This window comes from Streptomyces sp. MBT65 (assembly GCF_016612545.1).
In the GTDB taxonomy this organism is placed as follows: domain Bacteria; phylum Actinomycetota; class Actinomycetes; order Streptomycetales; family Streptomycetaceae; genus Streptomyces.
This window is the reverse complement of record NZ_JAENRY010000057.1, coordinates 19,379-36,344: the sequence shown is the minus strand read 5'-3', so window position 1 is coordinate 36,344 and position 16,966 is coordinate 19,379. Positions and strand designations below refer to the sequence as shown.

General features: G+C 71.1%; 17 protein-coding genes and 1 pseudogene. 9 read left to right on the top strand and 9 right to left on the bottom strand.

All coding sequences use genetic code 11. The features are described 5' to 3' along the window. Together JHN63_RS52680 and JHN63_RS52675 are read left to right on the top strand one after the other, a co-directional pair. Positions 1–544, top strand: a pseudogene (locus tag JHN63_RS52680) (AfsR family transcriptional regulator); the annotation flags it as partial. After that, the gene (locus JHN63_RS52675; RefSeq protein WP_234476913.1) at positions 541–1,344 is read left to right on the top strand and encodes a tetratricopeptide repeat protein; all 804 of its coding nucleotides are present in this window, start codon (positions 541–543) and stop codon (positions 1,342–1,344) included. The pseudogene JHN63_RS52680 and the gene JHN63_RS52675, both read left to right, overlap by 4 nt. A 10-nt stretch (positions 1,345–1,354) precedes the next feature. On the opposite strand, the gene JHN63_RS15435 is transcribed toward JHN63_RS52675, so the two are convergent. Together JHN63_RS15435 and JHN63_RS15430 are read right to left on the bottom strand one after the other, a co-directional pair. After that, positions 1,355–1,588: a ferredoxin gene (locus tag JHN63_RS15435; protein ID WP_200681650.1), complete on the bottom strand. Its 234-nt coding sequence runs from the start codon at positions 1,586–1,588 to the stop codon at positions 1,355–1,357. Between the two features lie 7 nt (positions 1,589–1,595). Beyond that, complete coding sequence (locus JHN63_RS15430; protein ID WP_200681649.1) at positions 1,596–3,053, bottom strand: aldehyde dehydrogenase; 1,458 nt, start codon at positions 3,051–3,053, stop codon at positions 1,596–1,598. A 116-nt stretch (positions 3,054–3,169) separates the two neighbouring features. On the opposite strand from JHN63_RS15430, the gene JHN63_RS15425 reads away from it, so the two are divergent. Continuing rightward, positions 3,170–4,204, top strand: coding sequence for an MBL fold metallo-hydrolase (locus tag JHN63_RS15425; RefSeq protein WP_200681648.1), 1,035 nt, complete (start codon positions 3,170–3,172; stop codon positions 4,202–4,204). Positions 4,205–4,260: 56 nt separating this feature from the next. On the opposite strand, the gene JHN63_RS15420 is transcribed toward JHN63_RS15425, so the two are convergent. Further along, positions 4,261–6,480 carry a hypothetical protein gene (locus tag JHN63_RS15420; protein WP_200681647.1) on the bottom strand — a complete coding sequence of 740 codons (2,220 nt, stop codon included), beginning with the start codon at positions 6,478–6,480 and terminating at the stop codon, positions 4,261–4,263. Positions 6,481–6,582: 102 nt separating this feature from the next. Then, on the bottom strand, positions 6,583–7,320 hold the full coding sequence (locus JHN63_RS15415) for an alpha/beta hydrolase (protein ID WP_200681646.1): 738 nt from the start codon (positions 7,318–7,320) through the stop codon (positions 6,583–6,585). A gap of 161 nt (positions 7,321–7,481) precedes the next feature. On the opposite strand from JHN63_RS15415, the gene JHN63_RS15410 reads away from it, so the two are divergent. Further along, positions 7,482–8,345 (top strand): helix-turn-helix domain-containing protein, encoded by an 864-nt coding sequence (locus JHN63_RS15410; protein WP_200681645.1) that lies wholly within the window; start codon positions 7,482–7,484, stop codon positions 8,343–8,345. Further along, positions 8,342–9,550 carry a hypothetical protein gene (locus JHN63_RS15405; protein ID WP_200681643.1) on the top strand — a complete coding sequence of 403 codons (1,209 nt, stop codon included), beginning with the start codon at positions 8,342–8,344 and terminating at the stop codon, positions 9,548–9,550. Before JHN63_RS15410 ends, JHN63_RS15405 begins: the two co-directional genes overlap by 4 nt. Here the strand turns inward: JHN63_RS15405 and JHN63_RS15400 are convergent. After that, the gene (locus JHN63_RS15400; protein WP_234476911.1) at positions 9,538–10,308 is read right to left on the bottom strand and encodes a glutamate ABC transporter substrate-binding protein; all 771 of its coding nucleotides are present in this window, start codon (positions 10,306–10,308) and stop codon (positions 9,538–9,540) included. The two genes, JHN63_RS15405 and JHN63_RS15400, sit on opposite strands and share 13 nt — an antisense overlap. Before the next feature lie 599 nt (positions 10,309–10,907). Between JHN63_RS15400 and JHN63_RS15395 the strand changes: the two genes are divergently transcribed. Continuing rightward, complete coding sequence (locus tag JHN63_RS15395) at positions 10,908–11,054, top strand: hypothetical protein (RefSeq protein ID WP_200681641.1); 147 nt, start codon at positions 10,908–10,910, stop codon at positions 11,052–11,054. Between the two features lie 119 nt (positions 11,055–11,173). Here JHN63_RS15395 and JHN63_RS15390 read toward each other — a convergent pair whose 3' ends face one another. The 3 genes from JHN63_RS15390 to JHN63_RS15380 form a co-directional block, all read right to left on the bottom strand. Beyond that, positions 11,174–11,614 (bottom strand): SRPBCC domain-containing protein, encoded by a 441-nt coding sequence (locus JHN63_RS15390; RefSeq protein ID WP_200681635.1) that lies wholly within the window; start codon positions 11,612–11,614, stop codon positions 11,174–11,176. Positions 11,615–11,729: 115 nt separating this feature from the next. Further along, on the bottom strand, positions 11,730–12,359 hold the full coding sequence (locus JHN63_RS15385) for a TetR-like C-terminal domain-containing protein (protein ID WP_200681629.1): 630 nt from the start codon (positions 12,357–12,359) through the stop codon (positions 11,730–11,732). Next, on the bottom strand, positions 12,352–13,188 hold the full coding sequence (locus JHN63_RS15380) for an alpha/beta fold hydrolase (protein ID WP_200681627.1): 837 nt from the start codon (positions 13,186–13,188) through the stop codon (positions 12,352–12,354). Before JHN63_RS15380 ends, JHN63_RS15385 begins: the two co-directional genes overlap by 8 nt. 456 nt (positions 13,189–13,644) lie before the next feature. Here JHN63_RS15380 and JHN63_RS15375 point away from each other — a divergent pair, with 456 nt between their 5' ends. From JHN63_RS15375 to JHN63_RS15365, 3 genes are all read left to right on the top strand, one after another. Further along, on the top strand, positions 13,645–14,061 hold the full coding sequence (locus JHN63_RS15375; RefSeq protein WP_200681626.1) for a transglycosylase SLT domain-containing protein: 417 nt from the start codon (positions 13,645–13,647) through the stop codon (positions 14,059–14,061). Positions 14,062–14,138: 77 nt separating this feature from the next. Then, positions 14,139–14,834 (top strand): YoaK family protein, encoded by a 696-nt coding sequence (locus JHN63_RS15370; protein ID WP_200681612.1) that lies wholly within the window; start codon positions 14,139–14,141, stop codon positions 14,832–14,834. 67 nt (positions 14,835–14,901) lie between these two features. Then, positions 14,902–15,486, top strand: coding sequence for a TerD family protein (locus JHN63_RS15365; protein WP_200681610.1), 585 nt, complete (start codon positions 14,902–14,904; stop codon positions 15,484–15,486). A 96-nt stretch (positions 15,487–15,582) separates the two neighbouring features. Here JHN63_RS15365 and JHN63_RS15360 read toward each other — a convergent pair whose 3' ends face one another. Continuing rightward, entirely contained in the window at positions 15,583–16,818 is a 1,236-nt protein-coding gene (locus tag JHN63_RS15360; RefSeq protein WP_200681608.1) for a cytochrome P450, read from the bottom strand. Positions 16,819–16,966: the final 148 nt, after the last annotated feature.

Sequence of the window (16,966 nt, the reverse complement as noted above, 5' to 3'; positions counted from 1 at the left end):
GCAGACCCCCACCCACACCCCACTCGCCCACCGCACGAACACCCCCCGCTACGGCATGCACGACCTCCTCCGCGCCTACGCCGCCCGGCTCGCCTCCGCGCAGGACTCCCCGGAGGACCGTGAGGCCGCGCTGGACCGGCTCTTCGATCACTACCTCGCGACCGCGGGCGCCGCCATGGACCAACTGCACCCGGCCGAGGCCCACTTGCGTCCCGCCGCTCCCGAAACCGCCGGCCCTGTCCCCGACCTGTCCGATCCGGATGCCGCGCGTGCCTGGCTGGGGGCCGAACGGGCATGCCTGACGGCGATGTCCGCGCACGCCGCCACTCATGGGCGGCCCACGCACGCCATCCGGCTCTCGCTCACCCTGTACCGGCATCTCATCAGCGGTCACCACACCGACGGCCTCACGATCCACGGGCACGCGCGGGACGCCGCCCGGCTGATCGGCGACCCGGCGGGCGAGGCCCGGGCGCTGCTCGGGATCGGGACCGCCCACTACCAGTCGGGCCACCGGCCCGCCGGCATCTCCAGGAGGCGTTGACCCTGTTCCGGCAGGCCGGTGACCCCACCGGTGAGGCCCGCGCGCTGGTCAACCTCGGCCTCGTCGACGAACGGCTGGGTCGGTTCGGGTCGGCCGTCGAGTACCTCGAACAGGCGCTGCTGCTGTACCGGAGCGTCGAGGACACGTCGGGCGAGTCGATCGCCCTCAAGAATCTCGCCCATGTGGAGGGGCAGTTGGGCCGTTACGGCCCGGCCGCCGACCATCTCCAGCAGTCCCTGACGCTGCTGCGCCGCACCGGCAACCGCTACCTGGAGGCGCACGCGCTCATGGACCTCGGCACGGTCGAGACCCGGCTCGACCGGCTCGACGAGGCCGCCGGACACCAGGAGCAGGCCCTCGCGCTGATGCGGGAGGCCGGCGACCGGTACGGCGAGGCCGGGGCACTGCACGGCCTCGGCATCGTGCACTCGCTGCGCGACCGGCACACGCAGGCCGCCGAGTACCACCGCCGGGCGCTCGCCCTCTACGCCCAGAACGGCGACCGCGACGGCGAGGCCAGAGCCCTCAACGGCCTGGGCGAGGCCGCCCGCGCCTCCGGCCGCCCCGCCGACGCCCTCACCCACCACACCGACGCCCTCGCCATCGCCGAGGACATCGGCAACCCGGGCCAACAGGCCCGCGCCCACGCCGGGTTGGCCGAGGCGCACGTCGCGCGTGACGACACCGACACCGCCGTCCAGCACTACGAGCGCGCACTCACCCTGTACACCGAACACGGCATGCCGGAGGCCGACACCGTCAAGGCGCGGCTGGCCACGGTCACCGGCCCAAGGAACTGAGCCGGGACTGTCACTCCTCCGGCGGGAACACCGGCTCCCCGCTCCCCAACAGCGTGATCATGATGGCCTCCACCGGGCACCCCTCCGCCGCCGCGAGGATCTCCTCGTTGGCGTCGGTCTCCGGGGCCACCGGGTGGGACTGCATGGCCGAGTCGAGGCGGAAGCGGTCGGGGGCCTGGTGGGTGCACTGGGCCGAGCCGATGCAGATGGAGCGGTCGACCTCTACCTGCCAGCGGTCCCCCATCGCCCGTTCACCCCTCCCAGCCGGCCGGCAGGTGGATCATCTTGTGTTCGAGGAACTCGGAGAAGCCCTCGGGCCCGAACTCCCGCCCCACACCGCTGTTCTTGTAGCCGCCGAAGGGACCGAGCATGTCGAGGCTGAAGGTGTTGACGTTGTAGGTGCCGGTGCGGACCTGCCGGGCGATGTCGATGCCGTGGGCTACATCACCGGTCCAGACGCTGCCGCTCAGCCCGTAGTCGGAGTCGTTCGCGATCTTCACGGCCTCGGTCTCGTCGCCGTACGGGAGAAGGCAGATGACCGGGCCGAAGATCTCCTCGCGGGCGATGCGCATCGAGTTGTCGACGTCTCCGAAGAGGGTCGGCTCGACGTACCAGCCGCGGTCCAGGCCGGGTGGACGGCCGCCGCCCGTAAGGATCTTGGCGCCCTCCTCCTGGCCGATGCGGATGTAGTCGAGGTTGCGCTGCTGCTGGCGTTTGGCGACCAGCGGGCCGACCTGGGTCGCCGGGTCGAGCGGGTCGCCGACCACCAGCGCGCTCGCCGCCGCCGCGAACGCGTCCGCGAACTCGTCGTAGCGGGAGCGCGGTACGAGGATGCGGGTCTGGGCGACGCACGCCTGGCCGTTGTTCATCCAGGCCGAGGAGACGATGCCGGGGACGGTTGTGGTGATGTCCGCGTCGGGCAGGACGATCGCCGCCGACTTTCCGCCCAACTCCAGTGTCACGCGCGTGAGATGACGCGCGGCGACCTCCATGACGCGCTTGCCGGCCCCGACCGAACCGGTGAAGGAGATCTTGTCGACGCCGGGGTGTCCGACGAGGTACTCGCTGACCTCGCGGTCGGCGGGGAGGATCGACAGGACGCCGTCCGGCAGCCCGGCCTCCTTCGTTATCTCGCCCAACAGATAGGCGTCCAGGGGCGTTTCGGGCGACGGCTTCAGGATCACCGTGCAGCCGGCGAGCAGCGCGGGCGCGAGCTTGGCGGCGGCCACGAACTGCGGGACGTTCCAAGGGACTACGGCCGCCACGACCCCGACCGGCTCTCGCCGTACGAGGATCTTGCCGAGCACCCCGTCGCGGTACTCCTCGTAGGTGAAGCCCTTCGCGACGGTGATCGCCGCGTCCCACACCATCATCGCGCCGAGCGCCTGCCCGAGGATGCTCCAGGAGTACGGCGACCCGTTCTCGGAGGAGATGACGCGGCCGATCTCCTCGTACCGTACGGCGATCGCGTCCTTGATGCGGGTGACGACCGCGAGCCGTTCGTCGAGGGTCATACGCGGCCAGGGTCCTTCGTCGAAGGCCTTACGGGCCACGGCGACCGCGCGGTCCACGTCCTCCTTCGACGCGTGCGGCACGCGTCCGATGACCTCCTCCGTGTGCGGGGAGATCACCTCGATGACGTCCGTGCCCAGGGGGTCGGTCAACTCCCCGCCGATGAACAGCTGTCGGTGTTCCACGAGCTCTGTCATGGCCGAACGCCTCCCCGGTACCGCCGTCTGACGCTCCATCAGATACGAAGACTGAATACCAGTTCCGGTCGATGGAGTCCACGTATAGTGGCCGGAAGGCGGCGATTGGGGAGTCCATGACGTCCACGGGGCAGGTCCACGACCACGGCGGCGGTGTTCGTTCCATCGAAGTCCCCATCCCCGACAACCCACTTGGGACCACCCTCGTCTACGTGGTCGACACCGACCGCGGGCCGGTCCTGGTCGACACGGGCTGGGACGACCCGACGTCGTGGGACACGCTGGTCGAGGGGCTCGCGGCCTGCGGTACGGAGGTCGGCGAGGTGCACGGCGTGGTCATCACGCACCATCACCCCGACCACCACGGCCTGTCGGGGCGGGTGCGCGAGGCGTCCGGGGCGTGGCTGGCGATGCACGCGGCGGACACGGCGATCGTCCGGCGGGCCCGTTCGACCGAACCGGGCCGCTGGCTGGCGTACATGACCGCGAAGCTGACGGCGGCCGGTGCCCCCGAGGAGCACCTCGCGCCGCTCCGCACGGCCCGCCCGCGCAGTGTGCCGGGGCTCGCGCCCGCGCTGCCCGACCGGGAGATCGTCCCCGGTGAACTCCTCGACCTGGCGGGCCGCAGGCTGCGCGCGATCTGGACCCCGGGTCACACGCCCGGACATGTCTGCCTGCACCTGGAGGAGGACCACCCGGCCCAACTCCCGGGCCACGGCCGCCTGTTCTCCGGCGACCACCTGCTCCCCGAGATCACTCCGCACATCGGCCTGTACGAGGACCCGGACGACACCACGATCGCCGATCCGCTCGGCGACTACCTCGACTCCCTGGAGCGCATCGGCCGTCTCGCCCCCGCGGAGGTCCTCCCGGCCCACCAGCACACCTTCACCGACGCACCTGGCCGCGTACGGGAGTTGCTCGCCCACCACGAGGACCGGCTGACCGGCCTGCTCGCCCTCCTGTCGGAGCCGCTCACCGCCTGGCAGGTCGCCGAGCGGATGGAGTGGAACCGTCCCTGGTCCCAAATCCCCTACCAGTCACGGAACATCGCGGTGTCCGAGGCGGAGGCGCATGTGCGGCGCCTGGTGAAGCTGGGGCAGGCGGAGGTCGTGACGGGGACCGATCCGGTGACGTACGTGGCGGTGTAGGACACCGACTCCCGGTCACCGACTGCCCGTCTCCGACTCCTCGTCACCGACTCGCGTCACTCACCGCTCGACCAACCCGTCGCGTACGCGATCGCCTCGTCGTACGACATGGCCAGGCCCGTCCGGTACTCGTGCTGGTACGCGAGGTCGCCGAGGTGTTCGCGGACGCGGAGTTCGCAGGTGCGGCGGGTGGCGATGAGGTCCGGGGAGTCCATCTGGGCGCGGCCGGTGAGTTCCCAGAGGCGGGTGCCGATACCGAGGAGGCGGGCGGCGCGGTGGGCGTCGCCGGTGGTGACGACGGCGGCGGCCAGGAGGTCGAGGGACATGGCGGCGCCGACGGTGTTGTGCAGCAGGGCGTGGCCCGCGACGGAGGTGCGGGCGCCGCGCACCGCGGCCGGTATGTCGCCGTACGCCAGGTCGGCCTGGGCGATGAGGTAGTCGGCGAAGGCCCCGCACCAGTACTCCCCCTGTTTCCGGCTGGCACCCCGCACCTCGTCGGCGACCTCGCGGCCGCGTTCGTACTCGCCGCGCAGCACATGCGCGAGGGACAGCGCGAGCCGCGCCTGGAGCTGGGCGGCGCCGAACGCGTCGTCCTGTATGGGGAGTCGGGGAGCGGCGGCGAGCACGTCGATCGCCTCGGCCTGCCGCCCGGTGAGGGCCAGTTGGCCGCCCCTGAGGTAGACGGCGGCGACCATGGCGACCGGGGAGCCCTGTTCGCGGGCCGCGTCGGCGCAGCGCACCGCCCAGTTGGCCGCCGCCTCCTGGTCGCCCTGGAGGATGGCGACCGCGCCGCGCGACCACAGGGCGAGGGTGCGGCCGTGGCCGGGCGGCGGGTCGGTGGCGAGGGCCTGGTCGAGGCAGTGCCGGGCCTCGCGGAGATAGCCGCAGTGCCGCCACAGGAACCCGACATGGCCCGCCATCTCCACGGCCGCCGCCCGGTCCGGTTCGCCGAGCGCGCTCTCGACGGCCGCCCGGAAATTGGCGTGTTCGGTCAACACCCGTTCGCACCAGGCGACTTGCCGTCCGGTGTTCCACTCGGCGCAGCCCTGGTGCGCGAGCCGCGCGTAGTGCTCGCGATGCCTGCGTCGTACGGCGCGTTCCTCGCCGAGCGCGTACAGCCAGTCGGTGCCGTACTCGCGCACGGTGTCGAGCATCCGGTAGCGGGCCGAGATGACCGGGTCGGGCAGGACGATGGACTGGGCGACGAGCCGGGCGAGCAGCCCGGGGATCCGCTCCGGGGCCAACGGGCCGCCCGCGCACACCTGTTGGACGGTCTCCGCGCAGAAGCCACCGGTGAAGACGGACAGCCGCGCCCACAGCAGGCGTTCGAGAGGGGCACAGAGCTCATGGCTCCAGCCGATGGCGGTACGCAAGGTCCGGTGCCGGGGCGGGTGTTCACCGGAGGAGGAGGTCAACAGGTCCAGGGCGGACGGTGCGTCGGAGGACGCGGGCCCGTCCGGGGGTGCGGGCAGGCGTTCCCCGAGTCGTTCACCGAGCCGGGCGTGGAGCTGGTCGAGGGTGAGGTCGGCGAGGCGGGCGGCGGCGAGTTCGAGGGCGAGGGGGATGCCGTCGAGGCGACGGCAGACGGCGGCGGCGGTCGCCCGGGCGGCCACGTCGCCGTCCCCGAGCGGACGTCCGACGGCTGCGGCCCGCTCGGCGAACAGGGTCACGGCATCACCGGCGGCGGCTGTGTCCCCACTGTCGACCGTGCCGCCGTCCACCGGCAGGGGTTCGAGGTGGAGCACCTCCTCGCCGGGCAGCGCGAGGCGTTCCCGGCTGGTGACGAGGACACGCAGGTCGGGCAGCCGGGCCAGCAGGGCGGCGGCGACCTTGGCGCAGTCGGCGAGGAGGTGTTCACAGGAGTCGAGGACGAGCAACAGCCTTCTGCCGTGGGCCCATTCGACGATGACGTCGATGACCGGGCGGGTGGACTGGTCGGCGAGCCGGAGGGTCTCCATGACGGCGAGGTCCACTATCCCGACGGCGCGCAGGGGCGAGAGTTCGGTCAGCCAGACCCCGTCCGGGTAGGCGTCCCGGACCTCGGCCGCCGCGCGCAGGGCGAGCCGGGTCTTGCCGACCCCGCCGACGCCGACCACGCTCACCAGCCGGGCCGCCGGACCGACAACCGGGTACGGGTCCGGGTGTCGACCAGGGGCCGCTTCCGGGTCCAACGCGGCCTTGAGCAGGGCGAGTTCGGCGCGCCGCCCGACGAAACTATGTCTCTCGGGCGGCAGATTCCCGAGGTTCGCGGGGTTCGGGTGAGTCGTGTCCGGCACGAGGCCCAGTGTGTCGGGAGGTCACCGGCGCCACGCGCGGGTCCCGGAACACGGTCCACGGCTGCCCGAAAGAGTCGTAGGAACGCCGTATCGGCTGTTCTTTCAGATCGTTTGGACGCCCAACTTGAGCAGCAGGTCGGCCAGTTCGGCCGGCTTGGTGACCATGCAGTCGTGGCCGGTCTCCAGTTCCCACACCTGTGCCGGGGTGCCGTTGGGCTGGGTCGCCGGGACCGGGCGCCGTTCGAAGCCCTCCGGTTCGTCGGCCACGCAGTGGATGTGGGTCCGGGGGATCGAGTTCGCGGCGGGGTTGCCCAGCCGGACGGGTTGCTGAAGCGTGCGCGCCGACTGGTCCGAGAGCAGCGTGCGCAGCCAGGCCACGTCCGCCGGGTCCGTGACCCCGAACAGGCCTGCGGGCGGCGGCAGTTCGGGCAGCGGCGGAATCCGCCAGCCGGTGCCGGACCGCTCGGCGAGATCGATCAGGGTCTGGGTCACGGGCATGATGTCGATCGCGCTCTCGCCGTCCTCGGGGACCATCGCGTCGAGGTGGACCAGGTGGGCGATCCGGTCCGGCACCCGGTCGGCCGCCGCCGAGACGACCAGCCCGGCGTAGCTGTGCCCCACGAGCACCACCTCGGTGAGGTCCTCCTCGGTGATCAGTCCGACGACGTCGTCGACATGGGTGTCGAGGCCGACCTCGGGGCCGAGCAGATGCGCCTTGTCGCCGTGGCCGGTCAGCGAGGGCGCGAACACCCGGTGCCCGGCCGCCGTCAGCGGCGGGACCACCCGCTCCCAGCACTCCCCGCTGTGCCAGGCGCCGTGGACCAGTAGATACGTGGACATGGACATCGCTCCTCGTGGTGGTGGCCCGCGCCGCCGATCGGCGCGCCTTGAGCCGGCCGCCGGTCACGCTGCCGCCCGGGCCGCACCCCAGCCAGGGCCCCGCCGACCCTGGGGGTGACAGGACCAGGCGCGCACCCGGCCGCCCGATCTACAGTCGGGAGATGGCCGACGAACCGAACCCGCTGGGCGAGTACGTGCGCGCCCGCCGCGAACTCGTCACCCCCGAACAGGCCGGTGTCCCCACCTTCGGGGTACGGCGGGTGCCGGGCCTGCGCCGTGAGGAGGTCGCGCTGCTCGCCGGCATCAGCGCCGACTACTACCTGCGCCTGGAACAGGGCCGCGACCGCAACCCCTCCGTGCAGGTCCTGGAGTCCATCGCGCGGGTGCTGCGGCTCGACGAGGCCGCGACGGCGCACCTGCTGCGGCTGGGCGCCGGGGGAACCCGACGGCGGCGCCCCCGGCCCCGCCCCCGCAGGGAAACCGTCGCTCCGGGCATCACCAAACTCCTCGCGACGCTCCCGCTCCCCGCGCTGGTCGAGGGCCGCTGCTTCGACGTCCTGGCCGCCAACTCCCTCGCGACCGCGCTCTCCCCGCGCTTCGCGGCGGGTGCCAATCGCCTGCGGTCCCTGTTCCTCGACCCGGCCGAGCAGGCGCTCTACCCGGACTGGGAGAGCGCCGTCGGGGGCATGGTCGCCGCCTTCCGCAAGTCGGTCGGCACCGACACCGACGACCCCCGGTTCATCGAGCTGGTCGGTGAACTCTCCCTCGCCAGCCCGCTGTTCAGCCGGCTCTGGGCCCGTCACGACGTCCAGGCGTGCGAGGCCGCGCCCAAGGACATCGACCACCCCCAGGTCGGCGGCCTCCGTCTGAACCGCGAGCGGCTGAGCATCGACGGCTCCCCGGGCCAGACCCTCGTGCTCTACCACCCGGACCCCGGCACCGACGCGGCCGACAAGCTCGCCCTCCTCGCCTCCGCGACCCGGACGCCGGCCGACGGCCTTCATCGGGGAGCGGGGGTGCGATGACGGCCGACGTGCGCCCGTTCACCGAGGCCGCCGAGGGCACGGGACCGGCGGAACTGGACTACCAGGGACCACAGGGCTGGGCCACGGTGGTCCACCGTGCCCATGTGGGGAGCTTCACCCTCCTCGGTCTCCTCGGTGGTGAAGACACCGATCTGGCCCGGGAGTTGGAGTCCGAGCACTGCCGTACGGAGGAGCCGCGCACCTGGGAGTACCGGGTGGGTCTGTCGGGACCACAGCGGTTGCGGATCGAGGCGGCCGAGCGGTGGTCGATCTCCGTCACACCGCTGGAGCGGGACGAGCCCGAGGACGGCGGCGTCTTCTGCCGCCGGGGGCTCGGGAACCAGACGGTCGAGCTGCCCGAGCCGGAGTCGGGAGGAGGAGCGATCCTCGAGTTCACCAAGATCGAGAGCGCGCGCCCCACGGGCCTGTTCCTCCGGCTGCACTCGGACTTCGGCGACCAGACCTACTGGCCCGTCGGCAACGACGACCGTGCCAGGTTCCTGTACGGCCACGACATCCCGGCGGTCTGGGCGACGGCGGGCCGGGTCGAGGTCGCCAACGCCGTCGGGTGCGAATGGCGGCTGCGGGTAGTGCCGTTGTCCGCGGCCCGCCCGCTGGAGGACACCGCCCGGGGAACCGGCGCGGAGGTCCTCGCCCACACGGGGGCGCCGGCCGCGCTCGCGCTGTGCTCCCTGGCCGACACGGGGAGCGCCTCCAAGGCGGAGGTCCGCGTCGAGTCACGCGACTACAAGGTGACCTTGTTCGCCGATCAGCACCGCGCCGAGGAGGGCGGGGTCGTCGGACTCGGTCCCGGGCCGACGCTGCTCCAGACCGGGGGTGCCGGCGGCTGGGAGCTGCGCGCCACCCCGCTCGACGCGGTGGACACCTTCGACGGGGACATCACCGGCACGGGCGGGAAGGTGCTCCGCTACACGGGACCGTCCGTCACCGCGCGGGTCATCACCGAGTCGTGGCACAAGTGGTCCGGCATGGTCTCGGTCCGCGCCCTCTCCTCCGAACTCATCTGGCAGAACTGGGTCAACACCAAGGGCGGGCTGCCGGGCAGGCTCCGGGGCGAGCGGCTGGACCTGAGCCCCGGAACGCTGCTGGCGATCACCGGACCCCATGACGGGTCCGGCTGGCGGATCCGGATCGAGCGCGGACGGGGACGCAGGCGCGGACACGGAGATGCTCAGTCGCGGTAGCGCGGCGCGGGCGGATAGAAGTTCCCGTACGGACCCAACCACCGTTCGTGCAGGGCTCGGAGCGCGCCCGAGGCACGCAGGTGCGCGAGCACCCCGTTGACGAAGCGGACGAGTTCCGGTGTCGACTTCGAGACGGCGATCCCGTGCGGCTCGTAGGTGAACCGCGGTCCGGTGATGCGGGTGGCGGGGTCCTGGGCGCTCAGCCCGGCGAGGACGTTGTCGGTGGTCGAGACGGCGGCCACGTCGCCCAGTTGCAGTTGGAGGAGGCAGTCGGTCCAGTCGGCGACGGCCACCGGCCGTACCGCCGGGCGGGCGCGGCGCAGCTCGGTCAGTGAGGTGGTGCCCTGGGCCGTGCACACCTTCTGTCCGGCGAGATCGGCGAGGGTCTTCACCGGGGAGGAGTCGGTGACGAGGACGCGCTGGCCGGAGTCGAGGTAGTCGCTGCTGAACAGCACCTGCTCCATGCGCTCGCAGGTGATCGTCATGGAGTGGGCGACGAGGTCGACCTGACCGCGTTGTAGTATCTCGATGCGCCGCGCGGACGGCACGGTCTTGAACTGCACCCGGTCCGGCCGCCCGAACAGGGCCCGGGAGATCTCCCGCACCAGGTCGATGTCGAGCCCGTCCAGCTGTCCGGTGTCGGAGTTGCGATAGCCGAAGAGATACGTGTTCTGGTCCACTCCGACGATCAGCCGACCGCGTTTGACGATCCGCGCCATCGCCGTACCGCTCGGCATCGCGCCGCCCGGCGTCGGCATGTGGGCCAACGGTTTCAATGACCGCAGCGGATCGCAGTTCTCCGCGGCCGTCGCGCTCGCGGACGCGCTGCCGACGGGCGGACGCGCCCCGGCGGACGGACGACGATCCGGTGCGGACGAGCCGGTACTGCACGACGCCGTCAGCGCGATCACGGCCAGCGACGCCGCGACCCCGCCAAGAACCCGCCGCCGTAACGGCCCCGGACGGCCCCCGGCAACAGCCGACGACCGCCCCTCTCCTCCACGTGCCCGAAGTTCCCTCACACTGCCCCGCAGCCCTCGGAACCCAGCCGAGGACACCGTCCGGCGCCCTGGCCCGTCACCCTCGTCCGCGGTGACGCGTTCACGCCGACTCGCGGTTCCCCTCGTCGCACGGAACACCATGCCCAGGCGCACACGCGAGCAATCGGACCAACTCCACGGCCGCACCGAGGAGTTCGACCTCCCGCCCGGCCATCGTCGGATCGACCGCCCGCCTCCGCCTGGCTTCCACCGGCCCCGCCTCCATGAAGTCGGCGGGATCGGCGAGGATCGCACGGGCCGGGGAGCCCGGATCGGCGGCCGCGCAATGGGACAGAAGGTCAGCGACGGCGGTACGGATGACGTCGTGGTCGCGGGCGGGGGCGGTGATGGAGCGACACCCTTCCCGCTACGCGGTGCGCAAGGCATCGGTCCTCGCGGCCGTGACGGCGGGGCCGCACCCGTCCTTGTCGCCCTTCGCCTCGGCGGCCCGCAGCCCCTCGTAGGTCAGTTCGTACCGGAGGTCGCGCTGGAGTTCACCGGCAGCCGCGAGGGTCTGGGGCAGGGAATCGCGGCGGCCGTCCCGATCCCCGCGACCACCCCGGCCACCCCGGCCACCGGCACCTCACGCACCCGGCCCGAGCTCGGTGCGGGCTTCCACCCGCTGCTTGAGGCCGGTGTTGAAGGCGGCGTACCCGTCTTTTTTGGGTGTTCTGAGGAAGGGCCTGATCAGGGTGACCAGGGCTCCGGAGAATTCCTCGTGGTTGGTCAGGCGGGTGGTGCCGTCGTGGTTGGGAGAAAGGACGAACGAGTGCCGGCCGTGGAACAGCTGCTTGATGCCGAGCGTGCCGACCCACCGCAGTTCCTGGCCGGGCGTCGCGACGGTGACCGTGGGCCTGAAGGTCATGCCCGGCATGCGCATCGTGAGCCGGCTTCCCACCTGAGCGGTTCCCTCGGCTGCGGAGAAGGTGCTCCACTCGCCGTAGGCGGCGAAGTCGGTGAGGACGTCCCACACCGCTTCCGGGGTGGCGTCGATGTCGATGACGGCGGTGAGGACCGGCTTCATGGTGGTTTCCACTTCTGGCTGGCGCGGGAGGCGCGGGGATTCGGCGAGCGGGTGTCCACCGGTGGGCGGTGGGGCCTGGGACCGGCGTGGAGCGCAGTCCGCGGCGGTCAGAGCGTCACGCCCGGTGCGGCCCCGCGGGATGGGGCGCGGTGGGTGCCGGCGGCCGTGGTCTCCCGCAGGCCGTGGTCTCCCGCAGGCCGTGGTCGATGAAGTCGATCATCCAGGTGAAGCTGTCGTCGACGTCGGTGGCGAACCGGAACCCGCCGGCCGCTTCCAGGGACGCGTATCCGTGCAGGACGGTGCGCAGCATCCGCAGCGCGTGGATCTGCTGGTCGGGATCGATCCGGTAGCCGTGCAGCATGGCCGCCCAGGAGTCGACCACCCGGTTGAGGGCGTCGATGAGGGGGTCGTCGGGTCCGGTCGGGCGGGCGGCGTTGGCCGCGGCGTATCGGCCGTGGTGGTCCTTGACGAACGTCCGCATCGCCTGTGCGCCGCCGACCAGGGCTTCGGTGCCGGACCGGCCCTGGATGGCGTCGCGGATGGCGTCGGCGCACTGGTTCATGGCCAGGATGGCGATCCGGTGGGCGAGTTCGGTCTGGCCGGTGACGTGCTTGTACAGCGAGGGGGTCTTGACCCCGAGCCGTTCGGCGACCAGGCCCATGCCGAGCTGGTCGAACCCGACCTCGTCGACCAGGGCGGCGGCGGCTTCGGTGACCGCCGCGGCGGTGAGTCCGGCCCTAGGCACGGCCGGCCGCCTTGGCCAGGAACGGCAGGGCCAGCGCGAGGACCTGGTCGGGGGTCTGTGCGTGCGGGTAGTGGCCGGCGCCGTCGATCACGGCGAGCTCGCCGAGGCCGGCGGGCAGGTCGGCGATGATCTTCGCCCCTTCGGCGCGGGGGTCGGCCCAGTCGGGGTCCAGGCTGCCTTCGACGACCAGGACCGGGCAGGTGACGTGGGCGAGCTGGGCGCCGGCGTCGGTGGGCTTGGACTTGCACATGTCCTGAAGGGCCTTCATCCGGCCGGGCTCACTCAACGTGGCCTCGATACGGGCCAGTTCGCTGTCCCAGTCGGCGGGCTTGGCCGGGTAGGCCACGTCGAGGTACTTCTTCCAGTCCGCCAGGCGTCCGCGGACGATGACCTGTGCCATCCGCGTGTACCCGGTCCGGAAGCGCTTGACCCGGATCAGCCCGCCCAGGTCGAACGGCTGCGCACGGGTGAACGGAGCCAGCTCGATCACTCCGCCGATCACGTCGGGCGCGGTGGCGGCCGCGATGGTCGCGGCGCCGCCGCTGATCGACTGCCCGATGATCACGGCCGGGCCGCCGAGGTGACGCACGACGGCGACCAGATCTCCGGCGATGTCGGTGCGGCTGTAACCGTCCCAGCCGAGGCTGGACTCACCGCACCCGCGGATGTCGACGTTCGCGACCCGGTAGCCGGCGGCCACCAGGCCGGGCACGAGGAAGCGGTAGGAGTGCCGGCTGTCGCCGATACCGTGCGCCAGCACGACGAGGGGACCCTCCCCGGTCACGTCGAAGGCGATGGTGTTCTTGCCGATTCTCAGGTGCTCGGTCATGTCGTCCTCCATCAAAATGGCTAACGCGATTAGCCACAGACTAGTCACGTTAGCCGTGAGGGTCAACGCCATACCCGGCCGCGCTCGATCGGGGGCCGATCCGTCGGCCCTGCGTAAGGCGTCGCGCACCGACCGTCACACCGGCGGTGAAGCACCCCACATGACGCACATCACCAACTACTTGGATTAGTAGTGTTTAGGCATGACATGTACGCATCCCAAACACCACCTGACCTGGGGTTTGAGAGCCACGTCACACAGTTCACCTTTCACCCACATGCGACCACAACTAGTAAAAGGGGTCTTTGCGGACACGGATCGAGAGTGTTTCTCTGGAGCAGTCGCACGGCGCCGACGAGTCCTCACGGGCCTCGGCGCCGACGCATTGCCACCGCCGCGCACCGCGTGACACCGGCAGGCGTACGACGTCTCTGTCCCCGAAGAAACAGGTTCTCCGTGTCCGTCTCCCGCATCGTCGCTCGCATCGCCTCCCCGAAGAAGGCCCTGACCGCCGCCGCTCTGGCCGCCGCCACCACCGGTCTCGTGCTGACCTCGGCTCCCGCCCAGGCCGCGACGACCTCCGCCTCCTCCGCTCAGGCGATCGCGCACAAGATGATCCCGAGCTCGGCGCAGTACAACGCGTTCAGCAAGATCGTCGAGCACGAGAGCGGCTGGAACGTCACCGCGACGAACTCCTCCTCCGGTGCCTACGGCCTGGTCCAGGCCCTCCCGGGCTCGAAGATGGCCTCGGCCGGCTCCGACTGGAAGACCAGCGCCGCCACCCAGATCAAGTGGGGCCTGGACTACATGAACTCCCGCTACGGCTCCCCCGCCGCCGCGTGGAACTTCTGGCAGTCCAACGGCTGGTACTGATCCACCGGCCCCACACACGCACGCACCTGTAGCGGCGGTCCCCCGGCATCCCGGGAGGCCGCCGCTACATTGCGTGCATGGCTCAGAGCGACAACCCCACCCCGTCCTACGACCGTGAGGCGCGCGGGGTCCGGCTCGTGGTCGTGCTGCTCGGGCTGACCGTGGTCAGCGGGCTCATCGACGCAGTCAGCTATCTCGCCCTCGGGCATGTCTTCACCGCGAACATGACCGGCAACGTCGTCGTCCTCGGCTTCGCCGCCGCCGGGGCGCCCGGCTTCTCGGTGGCGCACACGCTCACCTCGCTCGGCGCCTTCGTCGTGGGCGCGGTGGCCGGCGGCCGGATCACGGTACGGATGGACACCGGGTCGCGCCGCACCTGGGCCCGGGTGAGCCTCGGCGCGGAGGCGCTGCTGGTGGGCGTGGCGGCCGTCATCGCCTTCGTGGCACCGGGCGACCAAGCGACCACGTACCCGCTCATCGCCCTCACCGCCTTCGCGATGGGGCTGCGCAACGCGACCGTCCGCAAGCTCAAGGTCTCCAACTTCTCGACCACCACCGTCCTGACGATGACCCTGACCGGCCTGATCGCCGACTCGGTCGCGGGCGACGGCGCGGGCCCCGGTTCGCTGCGCCGCGCCTCGGCCGTCGTGGCGATGGCCTCCGGCGCGTGTCTCGGCGCCTGGCTCACTCTGCACCACGGGGCGCGGTACCCACTCCTGCTCGCGGCTCTGGCCGCCGGGGTGTTCGCACTGACCGCATCTGGACGGGAGTAGCCCAAAGCCCGGCCAAGAAGGCAGAATTCGTGCGTCTTAGTCCCACGATCAAGAGGATCGATCACGCATGATCACGCTCACGAAGGAAGACGGTCCGGCGGATCTGGACGGAGTGACCCATCTGGAGATCGGGGCGTCCTGGGACCCCACCGTCGGCAGCAGCGGCGGCATCATCGGGAAGCTGCGCCAGAAGGCCGGTACCGACCTCGATCTGATCGCCATCGCGATGCAGGGCCAGGACCCGGTCCGGCTCGCCGGGCTCGACTCCGTGGACCCGCTGGGCAACGGCTCGTTGGTGCACAGCGGTGACAACCAGACCGGCAAGGGCGAGGGCGACGACGAGACGGTGACCGTCGATCTCGCGCGGATACCCACCAACATCACGTCGATCGTCTTCGTCGCCGCCGCCTACAAGAAGGGCAGTTCCTTCCAGAAGGCACGCAACATCGCCTTCAAGGTGTACGACGCGACGGGCGGCAGCACCCAGCAGGTGGCCGAGATCTGGCCCAACCTGCTGAGTGACCACAACAGCTGCGCGGTCGCCAAGGCGATCCGCGAGGGCGGGAGTTGGAAGCTCCAGGTCATCAATGAGACCGGCAAGATCAAGCAGGGCGACGAGCGGGAGCTGATGAAGTTCGCCGTACGGAAGTAAGCCGCACGCGCGGATACGCGCACGCGCTTGAGACGGGCATGTGCTTGAGACGGGCCGGCGGCGCCGGGATGCCGCCGGCCCGAGCTGTGCGTACGGTCAACCGGCGGTCACCTGAAGCTCCTTGACCCCGTTGATCCACGCGGAGCGCAGTCGGCGCGGGTCGCCCGTCAGCGTCAGGTTCGGCATCGCGTCGGCGATCGCGTTGAAGATCAGGTCGATCTCCAGGACCGCGAGTGACTTGCCGAGGCAGTAGTGCGGGCCCCCGCCGCCGAAGCCCAGATGCGGGTTCGGGTCGCGCATGACGTCGAAGACGTCCGGGTTCTCGAAGACCTCGGGGTCGTGGTTGGCGGAGGCGTAGAAGATGCCGACCCGGTCGCCCTTCCGGATCAACTTGCCGCCGAGTTCGGTGTCTTGGGTCGCCGTGCGCTGGAAGGCATTCACCGGGGTGGCCCAGCGGACGATCTCCTCGGCGGCGGTCGACGGGCGCTCCCGCTTGTACAGCTCCCACTGCTCGGGGTGGGTGAGGAACGCGTGCATGCCGTGGGTGATGGCGTTGCGGGTCGTCTCGTTGCCGGCGACCGACAGCATCAGCACGAAGAAGCCGAACTCGTCGGAGTTCAGGTTGCCCTCGTCCTCGGCGGCGACCAGGGTGCTGACGATGTCGTGGGCCGGGCACTGTTTGCGCTCGGCGGCCATGCCCATGGCGTAGGCGATGAGTTCGGCGGCGGACTCGGCGCCGACCTGCTCGGTGATGGCGTACTCGGGATCGTCGTACGCGATCATCTTGTTGGACCACTCGAAGATCTTGACGCGGTCGTCCTGCGGGATGCCGATGAGTTCGGCGATGGCCTGGAGGGGCAGTTCGCAGGCGACCTCGGTGACGAAGTCGAAGGGGCCGGAGTGGGCGCGGGCGCCCGCCACGATGGCCTGGGCGCGGTCGCGCAGGCGGTCCTCCAGGGCGCGGATCGCCCGTGGGGTGAAGCCGCGTTGGACGATCTGGCGGACGCGGGTGTGCTCGGGCGGGTCCATGTTGAGCAGGATCAGCCGCTGGGCGTCGATCGAGTCGCGGTTCATGTGCTCGTTGAAGCGGATGATCGCCGTGTTGAGGGTCGAGGAGAAGATCTCCGGGTGGGTGGAGACGTACCGGACGTCGGCGTGCCGGGTGACGGCCCAGTAGCCCTCGTCCTGGAACCCCGCGATGTTGGCGGGCTGCGGTATCCAGCGGACCGGTTCGGCCGCGCGCAGTTCGGCGAACTCCGGTAGGGGCACGCGGTGGTGGAGCAGATCGGGGTCGGTGAAGTCGAACCCTTCGGGCAACGCTGGACAGGGCATCGGCGCAACTCCCGTCATCTGACGGTCCATCAGGAACCCGGCTGCCGTGAAGGTAATAACGGGTTCTAGAAGTCGCAAGAGGTGCGGCAAGCCGAATTCCCTGCACGACCCTTGCGGTTGTGGATGGGCTGTCAGCAGACTGCACACA